Below are 6,026 nucleotides of genomic sequence, written 5' to 3' on the forward strand. Positions count from 1 at the left end.
CGGGCGGACAGCACTGCTGTCCGCCCGCTGTGTCATGCGGCTGCGCCGGTCTGCGGCTCGGGGGAGGCGGAGGGCTCCGCCGGAACGGCAGAACTGCCTCTGGTGTGGCTGGTGATGGTGTAGCCGTCCAGGATGAGCGACTCGCTGCCCTCCTGCGGGACCTCGTGCTCAATAGTGACGGAGTCGCCCACATTGAGGATCACGGCCACCTCATTCTGGGAGGCGGAGACGGAGTAGAACACCTCCTCGCCCTCCAGGCGGATGAAGTAGTAGGTGTTGCCGTCCAGCACGGCGGAGCGGAGCTCGGCGATGACGCCGCTGGCCTCGGTCTGCGGCCGCTCCTCCGGCGTGGTGATGCCCTTGCTGCCCAGCAGCTGGACATACTTCTGCTCACACTCGGAGACGGTGGAGCCGGTGGCCACGATCTGGTATTGGGCCACATTGACCATGGCGTAGCTCTTGACCAGGTTGGTATTGTCCTTCAGGGGGATGAAGTAAGTGGGCTCGCCAGCGATATTGAGCAGCAGGGGGAAGGTGGCTATATACCCAAGATCCTGCACCACGCCCATGGCAGAAGCCTGAGCGGCCTTCTCTGTAGCGCCGGGCGCCGTATAGAACTTGGTCTCCTTGGTGCGCTGGTTGGACAGCAGAAAACCCAGGTTGGACTGGTCGGCGTTGGCTGAGGTGACGCCGGTATACATATAAACGTCGTCGTTGAGAGCGATATAGTTGGAGCCCTGGGTGGTGACGGTCACGTCCCGCTGGCCAAAGATGGAGTTGATGAAGCCGTTGACCAGGGTGCCGTGGTAGTCATACTGCTCCATGATGAGTTCGGGGGTGTAGACGTTGTCCACCCATGTGGGCACCTCCTCGTAGTAGGTGCTCTCGCCGGTGATGGCGTCCACCAGGACGGCCCCCTTGATGTCGGTGCCGCCGAAGAGGCCGATGGTCTTGACCACCCGGGGGGCGATCCACCAGGGGCGGCCGTCCTCGTCGATCTCGAACTGGGGCGTGCCGAACATGTAGGTGGGGTATTGGAAGCGCAGGTGGCGCACGATGTTGCGGTTGAGGGGCTCAGAGAAGGAGTATTTCATCCCTTCCTCCAGGCGCACCACAGTGGCCTCCTGGGTGACCATGTCCACGATGACATAGGCGGGCAGGCCCTGGGAGCGGTTGGTGAACCACTTGATGAGGTCAGCATAGGCGATGGGGGCGACCCGGACGGGGCGGCCCTGGTAGTTGATCTGGGTGGAGTCGTTGGAGTATTCAAACTGGCTGACCATGTCGCTGAGGGTGCCCATCTGGCGGTCGCCCAGGAAGTTGGCGGAGTCCTTGTCCAGGGTGGGGATCTCACTAAAGGAAATCTCGGCGATGTCCTCGGCGAAATTGCCATCCTCCACGGTGAGCAGATCCCGGTAGGCCGCGGCGCGGAAAAGGGGCATCGAGAGGACGGAGCCCACGATGGCCACCGCGATCAGGGCCAGAAACAGGATGCCCACAGGCAGGCACTGGGTCTTGATGAAGCGGAGGTACTCCTTGGGGCCTCCACCGCTGCTGACCACATTCATGCCGGAGGTGATCAGGGCGCTGACGACATACACCACACACAGGATGCCGATGAAGGTATAAAAATCGCTGGACTGCAGGTTGATGGGGGGCAGGGCCACATAGAAGTAGAGGAAGCCCACCACAGCGGTGACGATCAGGTTGATCAGGATCTTCCCCAGCTTGCTTGCAGGGCCTCGGCGCTTCTTGGCCGGTTGCTGTTCCATAAAAACATTCTCCTTTTGTTCCGCGGGCCCGGAGGCCAAACGAACGGGATAAGGGTAGTATAGCCTAAAATCGGCTGAAAGGCAACGGCTGGCCGGAAATTGGAAGATTAAAAAAGAGTAAAGATCCGGTCGAATCTTTTTGTAAAGTTCTTGTAAATACCGTTGACGCGCCACTTTACATTCGGTATACTACTGCTGGCATTTGGTAAGAGATCAGAAAAAAGAATGTAAAAAATGAGGGAATGAACGTGAACCTAGACATAAGCATTCTCCTGGGGCTGCTGGGCGGCCTGGCCCTGTTCCTTTACGGCATGCAGATGATGAGCGCCGGCCTGGAGGCCGCGGCGGGCAACCGCATGAAGGGCATTCTGGAGCGGCTGACCTCCAACCGCTTCCTGGGCATCCTGGTGGGCGCGGGCATTACCGCGGTCATCCAGTCCTCCTCCGCCACCACTGTCATGGTGGTGGGCTTCGTCAACTCTGGCATGATGACGCTGAAACAGGCGGTGTGGATCATCATGGGCGCCAATATCGGCACCACCATCACCGGCCAGCTCATCGCCCTGGACGTGGGCGCCGTGGCTCCCCTGTTCGCCTTTGTGGGCGTGGCCATGGTGGTCTTTTTGAAGAAGCCCCAGATTCACCACTACGGAAATATTCTGGCCGGCCTGGGCGTGCTCTTTATCGGTATGGAGATGATGGGCTCGGCCATGGAGCCCCTGCGGGAATGGCCCGCCTTTGTCAATCTGGTGAGCACCTTCTCCAACCCCGTTGTCGGCATTCTGGCGGGAGCGGCCTTCACAGCTCTGATCCAGTCCTCCTCCGCCTCGGTGGGTATCCTGCAGGCGCTGGCCCTCAGTGGGGTAATCGGCCTGGACAGCGCGGTATACGTCCTCTTCGGACAGAACATCGGCACCTGTATCACCGCCGTTTTGGCCTCCATCGGCACCAGCCGCAACGCCAAGCGCACCACCATCATCCACCTGATGTTCAACGTGTTCGGCACCGTTCTGTTCACCGTCATCTGCATGGCCACGCCGTTGACCGGGTTTATGCAGTCCATGACCCCCGACAACCCGGCGGCGCAGATTGCCAACATGCACACCCTCTTTAATATTGTGACCACCCTGCTGCTGCTGCCCTTCGGCGGATATCTGGTGAAGATCGCCATGCGCATCCTGCCCGACCGCAAGGAGGACAAGGAGGAGGGGATGCACCTGGCTTTTCTGGTGCCTATGCCTGCCTCCAAGCAGGAGCACCCCATCGGCTTTTCCGCGATGTATGTCACCCAGATCCGCCAGGAGCTCAACCGCATGATGGGCATGGCGAAGGAGAACATCGCCACCAGCTTCCAGGCAGTGCTGGAGCGGGATGTAAAGCGCGTGGAGAGCGCGGAGGCCACCGAGGAGTATATCGACTATCTCAACAAGGAGATCTCCCAGTACATCTCCAACATCATCGTGCACGAGACCAACGAGAAGGACTCCACCGCCATCAGCGCCTACTTCAAGATCACCGGCAACATCGAGCGCATCGGCGACCATGCCATGAATATCTGCGAGTACACCCAGATGCTGGACAAGAAGAAGATTCAATTCTCCGAAGAGGCTCAGGAGGAGCTGAGGAGCATGGAGGCCGTCTGCCTGGAGGTGCTGGACCTGCTGGAGCAGGAGAGCATCGAGCCCACCGACTGGCTCACCAAGGTTTCCGCGCTGGAGCAGCGGATGGACGACATGACTGAGGAGTATCGCCGCAACCAGATGAAGCGGATGAAGCAGGGCTCCTGCTCAGACGAGGCGTGCATCATTTTCTCCGAGCTGCTTACCGACTTTGAGCGCATCGGCGACCACGCACTGAACATCGCCCAGGAGCGGGCGGGCATTGCCACCGAGGCCACCGACGCTTGACAAAAAGACCGTATCCCCGCCGGGGGACACGGTCTTTTTTTGTGGATCTCAGAGGGCGGCGCACTGGGCTTCGATGTCCGCCTCGCAGGCCTTCATGGCCTGGAGGGTGCGCTCCAGCAGGTCGTTGAGCTCCCAACCCAGGAGTTGGGCTCCCTGGGTGATGGTCTCCCGGGAGCAGCCGGCGGCAAACTTTTTGTCCTTGAATTTCTTGCGCAGACTGGACAGCTCCATGTCCTGCACGCTCTTGGAGGGGCGCATGAGGGCGGCTGCGCCGATCAGTCCGGTGAGTTCGTCCACGGCGAAGAGCACCCGCTCCATTTCGTGCTCCGGCTGGGCGTCGCCCTCCGTCATGCCCCAGCCGTGGCTGACTACCGCGTGGATGAGGGCCGAGTCCAGCCCGCGGGCCTCCATGATCTCACGCACCTTGACGCAGTGCTCCTCCGGGTAGCGCTCGAAGTCCAAGTCGTGCAGCAGCCCCGCTTGGGCCCAGAACGCCGCCTCCTCCCCGTAACCCAGCTCCCGGGCGAACCAGTTCATGACGGCCTCCACCGTCAGGGCATGGCGCAGGTGAAAGGGCTCCTCGTTATACTGCCTGAGCAGGGCCAGCGCCTGCTCCCTTGTCAGCTCCATGGTCCGACGCCTCCTTGAAAGAATGATACCATCATACCACGAAAGGAAAGAATTTGTAAAGTGCATGGGGCGGGACTTGCCATCCTTCGGAAACCGTAATATACTAGGAGCATCCAAACATAAGGAGGGACCCATTATGAAGTATGAGATCATTGGTGAGCCCATGCCCGTTGTGGTGTGTGATCTGGAGGCCAACGAGGCCATGATCACCGAGCGGGGCTCCATGGTGTGGATGAGCCCCAACATGAAGATGGAAACCGGAGCCGGCGGTATTGGCAAAGCCTTCGGCCGCATGTTCTCCGGTGAGTCGATGTTTCAAAATACTTATACCGCCCAGGGCGGAGCTGGGATGATCGCCTTTGCCTCCAGCTTCCCTGGGTCCATTAAGGCGGTGGAGATTGACCCGGCCCACCCCGTAGTGGTGCAGAAAAGCGGCTTTCTGGCCTCTGAACAGGGGGTGGAGCTGTCCATCTTCTTTCAAAAGAAAGCGGGAGCTGGCTTTTTCGGCGGCGAGGGATTTATTATGCAGAAGCTCTCCGGCCGCGGCACGGCCTTTCTGGAGGTCGACGGCTATGCGGTGGAGTATGAGCTCCAGGCGGGGCAGAGCATGGTGGTGGACAGCGGCAACCTAGCCATGATGGATGCCACCTGCACCATTGACATTCAAATAGTGAAGGGCGTCAAGAATGTCCTCTTTGGCGGCGAGGGCCTGTTCAACACCGTGGTAACCGGGCCGGGCAAGATTCTGCTCCAGACCATGCCGGTCAGCGGGGTGGCGGCGGCGCTGGCCCCATTCTTCAACACTGGAAGCAAATAAATGGATACCCTGATGAGCCTGCCCATGACCGCCTCTGTCCTGACGGAGTATGGGGACTTGGAGGAGGCTTGCCGTTCCTGCGGCTGTGACGGCCTGGAGGTGGTATGGGGCGGTGAGGAACTGCCTTGCACGGTGCCGCAGGCGCTGCACGTGGGCTACCACCTGACCTTTTATCCAGATTGGCTGGATTTCTGGCGGGGAGACCGGGCCGCACTGACCGAGAAATTTGGCTCGGAGGAAGTGTGGCGGTCCTTTTACGGCGGCCCGGAGGGACGGGAGACCCTGCTGCGCCTCTACCGGGAGGATCTGGACCGAGCTGTGACGTGGGGGGCGCGCTATGTGGTGTTCCACGTGTCCGACGTGTCGGTGGAGGAGGGTTTCACTTACCACTGGCGGCACACCCATGAGGAGGTCATCGATGCGGCGGCGGAGGTTATCAATCTCCTGCTGGGAGACCGGGCGTGGCCCTTCGACTTCCTGGTAGAGAACCAGTGGTGGCCGGGCTTCACCTTCACCGAGCCGGAGCTGACCCGCCGTCTGCTGGACGGAATCCGGGCTGAGCGCAAGGGGATCATGCTGGATATCGGGCATCTGATGAACTGCGACACCAGCCTGCGTACCCTGGAGGAAGGGGCGGACTATGTACACCGCATGCTGGACCGGCATGGAGGCCTTTGCCGGTACATCAGGGGGATTCATCTTCACTGCTCCCTCAGCGGGGAATATGTCCGGGCCCATACGGGTTTTCTTCCTCCGAGGTTGCCTCTGGACTATTTAAAGCGGTACGGCTTCGGCTACCGCCATATCCTGCGCATCGATACGCATCAGCCCTGGACTTCCCATGCCATCCGTGAGGTAGTGGAGCGCATCGGTCCGGACTATTTGGTACATGAACTCTCC

At 60.3% G+C, this 6,026-nt stretch carries 5 protein-coding genes; 3 read left to right on the top strand and 2 right to left on the bottom strand.

From position 1 onward, the window contains the following. Nucleotides 1–32 precede the first annotated feature (32 nt). Nucleotides 33–1,772, bottom strand: a complete 1,740-nt coding sequence (locus HMPREF0372_RS08650; protein WP_007490973.1) for a hypothetical protein — start codon at nt 1,770–1,772, stop codon at nt 33–35. Nucleotides 1,773–2,014: 242 nt separating this feature from the next. Here HMPREF0372_RS08650 and HMPREF0372_RS08655 point away from each other — a divergent pair, with 242 nt between their 5' ends. Continuing rightward, entirely contained in the window at nt 2,015–3,679 is a 1,665-nt protein-coding gene (locus tag HMPREF0372_RS08655; RefSeq protein WP_007490975.1) for a Na/Pi cotransporter family protein, read from the top strand. A 48-nt stretch (nt 3,680–3,727) separates the two neighbouring features. Here HMPREF0372_RS08655 and HMPREF0372_RS08660 read toward each other — a convergent pair whose 3' ends face one another. Then, on the bottom strand, nt 3,728–4,309 hold the full coding sequence (locus HMPREF0372_RS08660; protein ID WP_007490977.1) for a hypothetical protein: 582 nt from the start codon (nt 4,307–4,309) through the stop codon (nt 3,728–3,730). A gap of 136 nt (nt 4,310–4,445) precedes the next feature. Between HMPREF0372_RS08660 and HMPREF0372_RS08665 the strand changes: the two genes are divergently transcribed. Together HMPREF0372_RS08665 and HMPREF0372_RS08670 are read left to right on the top strand one after the other, a co-directional pair. After that, on the top strand, nt 4,446–5,126 hold the full coding sequence (locus HMPREF0372_RS08665) for a TIGR00266 family protein (protein WP_007490979.1): 681 nt from the start codon (nt 4,446–4,448) through the stop codon (nt 5,124–5,126). After that, on the top strand, nt 5,127–6,026 hold a 900-nt coding region (locus HMPREF0372_RS08670; protein WP_007490980.1), incomplete at its 3' end, for a sugar phosphate isomerase/epimerase family protein.

This window comes from Flavonifractor plautii ATCC 29863, assembly GCF_000239295.1.
Taxonomy (GTDB): domain Bacteria; phylum Bacillota; class Clostridia; order Oscillospirales; family Oscillospiraceae; genus Flavonifractor; species Flavonifractor plautii.

What these genes read in the sequence shown, in the direction of transcription:
- HMPREF0372_RS08655 (WP_007490975.1), top strand. Translation starts at nt 2,015, where the DNA reads ATGAACGTGAACCTAGACATAAGCATTCTCCTGGGGCTGCTGGGCGGC.
- HMPREF0372_RS08650 (WP_007490973.1), bottom strand. Translation starts at nt 1,772, where the DNA reads ATGGAACAGCAACCGGCCAAGAAGCGCCGAGGCCCTGCAAGCAAGCTG.
- HMPREF0372_RS08660 (WP_007490977.1), bottom strand. Translation starts at nt 4,309, where the DNA reads ATGGAGCTGACAAGGGAGCAGGCGCTGGCCCTGCTCAGGCAGTATAAC.
- HMPREF0372_RS08665 (WP_007490979.1), top strand. Translation starts at nt 4,446, where the DNA reads ATGAAGTATGAGATCATTGGTGAGCCCATGCCCGTTGTGGTGTGTGAT.